Below are 2,604 nucleotides of genomic sequence, written 5' to 3'. Positions count from 1 at the left end.
ACCAGGTCAAACGCTTGGTCATAGCTGGACCTTGAGTGGCTCCCGGCCGTCTCAGATCGTCAGGCTCGCAGGAGAGCCGGGAGGCTCCCCTGGCCGGTTTCGTTAGCACCCTCATCATCTTCACCCTCGGGACGCTGCGGCCATGGGCATCTTGTCCGGCGCCTTCTTCGCGATCTCGTTCGCAATCCGCAAAAGGAGGACGTGACCGGAACGTTGACCGGCCACCCGCCCAGCCGTGCCGGCTGGAGCGCGCGACTCCTCGCCCAATGGCACGTATCCGCTGGGAATCGGAAGGCACGCGGCCGCGACTGGTGTGACGCGTCTTTGCCCGCGGAGCCTAGCCGTGGGGGCGTTATCGCAGGTCAGTTTGCCGTATGGCGGCTCGGTCGTGAGCAACCGGCGCGCGCTGATGCTGAACTTTTACCCGTCGGCGGGAACGCCCGAGGGTGACTGCGAAGGGCGTCGGCCCTTCGTTCGCGTCCCTGACGATGACTTGAGCTGCCAGGTGATGACGTTCCCTGTTCCCGCTTGGTCACGAGGGAACCCGAGCGTCTCATGCACCCAGCCGACGTCCCTGGAAGTGTTCTGCGCCGCGCCGCAGCCCTGGGCGATCGACCTGTACATCGGCACAATGACCACCGCTTTCACCAGATTGATTCATCCCAACAACTGGAATGACATAGATCAGTGGTTTCGGATGAATCTCACCTATGAGACCGATGAGATGTTTCAGCCTTACATCCAGGGGCATCTATGACGTACCCCTAGAGGTAGGGACAGCCCGGATGGGTCGCATGAACCAGATGGGCTAGGCAGATCAGCTGGCTTGACCAGGTGGTATGCCGAAAAGCTCGGCTACGGGAGGCCGGCATGAGCAGCATAGAAGTGGCAGCGGGGATAGGGATCCTGGGCGTCTTCGTCCTCGGGATCGTGATCGGGATCGTGCTGGTCGTCTCGTTCGCGTCGCGGCGTGAGGACAGGCGCTTCTCCCTGTGGGGGAAGGCACCGGACCCGGCGTGCCTGGGCGCGCGGCGGCTGCTCGGGGTCTGGGTCCGGGGCGCCAGGCCGGAGCGGGCGTTCCAGTTCGACGAGGACGGCCGAGTGATGCGGCGGGAGTCCCTCCGGTGACCGGCTTCGGGCTCATGGTAGGCGTCGTCGCCCTGTTTTTTGTCGCCGGGATCTTGACGGGCGTACTGGGCGTGATGGCACTGTCCGCGATGCGCGACCACCGCGGACACGGGGCACGGCGCCGGCATGCCATGCGTCCGGCCGAGACCCTCGACTGGGACCGGCCACGGTGGCCAGCCGGTCCTGACGGGGAAGACCAGCCCGGCTGGGAAGGACAGCTGCGCCCGGATGAAATCGGCGAGGCGCCGCCACCGTGGCCCGGCGGGCGCCGTGACTTAGCCGCCCGCAGCGACTGAGGAGACAACAGAGCTTGGCGCGATAGCCGGGGCCGCGCCAGGGAAGGCGGTCCCCGGGCTCCAGTCCCAGGAGCCCGGGGACCGCTGGCGTCTGTGGCGCGTCCGCGACCTGAGGACCGCGCCCGGCTAAGCTCGACATCGTGGCCGAACAGCAGGCATTTCCGTGGGCGCCGGGTACCGCGACTGGGATCGGGTCGATGCCCGGCGGCGACCCGATGGAGGCGGCCCGGATCATCGCCGGCGAACTGCCCGACCTCCCGCACCTCGCCGAGCTCCCGGCGCGCGGGCCAGGGGCGGACCTGACCGGGCGCGCCGCCGCGCTGCTCGTGGACATCCCCGTCGAAGTCACGCCGCGCGGCTGGCGGATCGCCGACCGCCCCGGCCGTGACATGCGCCGCGCCCGCGGCCTGCTCTCCGCCGACCTCGACGCGATGGAGGAGGCCCTGGACGGATACCAGGGGCTGCTGAAGGTGCAGGTCGCCGGGCCGTGGACGCTCGCCGCGACCGTCGAGCAGCCGCGCTCGCTGAACCCGGCGCTCGCGGACCCCGGCCTGGTCGCCGACCTGGCGACGTCGCTGGCCGAAGGCGTTGCCGCGCACGTCGCCGAGGTCGCGAAACGGATCCCGGGGGCGACCATCATCGTCCAGCTGGACGAGCCTGCGCTGCCTGCGGTCGCCGCGGGCGGGGTGCCGACCGCCAGCGGCCTGTCCCGCGTTCGCCCGGTGGATGAGGAGGTGCTGCGGGAGAGACTGCACGAGGTGCTCGTCGCCGCCGGAAGGTACACGGCGGTGCACTGCTGCAGTCGCAACCTTCCGTTCGGGATAATCCTGAGCGCCGGAGCGGACGCGGTCTCCTTTGACGCGAGCCTGCTGCGGAACACCGACTACGACGAGCTCGCGACGGCGGCTGATGCGGGCGCTGGGCTGCTGGTCGGCGCCCTGTCTGGCTTCGATTATCCCGAACGTCCCGGGGTGACTCCCGCCGATACCGCTCGAGCCGTCGCGGAGGTGTGGCGGAGGACGTGGCTGTCGCCGGGCGACTGCGCGCGGCAGGTCGTGATCACGCCCGCATGCGGGCTCGCCGGCGCGTCGCCCGCGCAGGCGCGCGAGGCGTTGCGGTGGGTGCGGGAAGCGGCGCGCATCCTGACGGAGATGATGGGGGAGCTGGCGTTATGGAACTG

At 69.4% G+C, this 2,604-nt stretch carries 4 protein-coding genes; all 4 read left to right on the top strand.

Annotated features, from left to right (window positions below; translation table 11 throughout):
- Positions 1-388: 388 nt before the first annotated feature.
- Complete coding sequence (locus tag WA805_RS10795) at positions 389-757, top strand: hypothetical protein (RefSeq protein ID WP_422280668.1); 369 nt, start codon at positions 389-391, stop codon at positions 755-757.
- 113 nt (positions 758-870) lie between these two features.
- A complete protein-coding gene (locus tag WA805_RS10790) occupies positions 871-1,128 on the top strand; it encodes a hypothetical protein (protein ID WP_422280666.1) in 258 nt (85 codons plus the stop codon).
- On the top strand, positions 1,125-1,424 hold the full coding sequence (locus WA805_RS10785; protein WP_425242271.1) for a hypothetical protein: 300 nt from the start codon (positions 1,125-1,127) through the stop codon (positions 1,422-1,424). The genes WA805_RS10790 and WA805_RS10785 overlap by 4 nt, the downstream gene beginning before the upstream one ends.
- 140 nt (positions 1,425-1,564) lie before the next feature.
- Positions 1,565-2,604: methionine synthase (locus WA805_RS10780; RefSeq protein ID WP_425242270.1), on the top strand; the 1,040-nt coding region annotated here is incomplete at its 3' end.

The sequence above is a fragment of the Trebonia sp. genome, from assembly GCF_049794275.1.
In the GTDB taxonomy this organism is placed as follows: domain Bacteria; phylum Actinomycetota; class Actinomycetes; order Streptosporangiales; family Streptosporangiaceae; genus Trebonia.
This window is presented reverse-complemented; position numbering and strand designations above follow the sequence as displayed.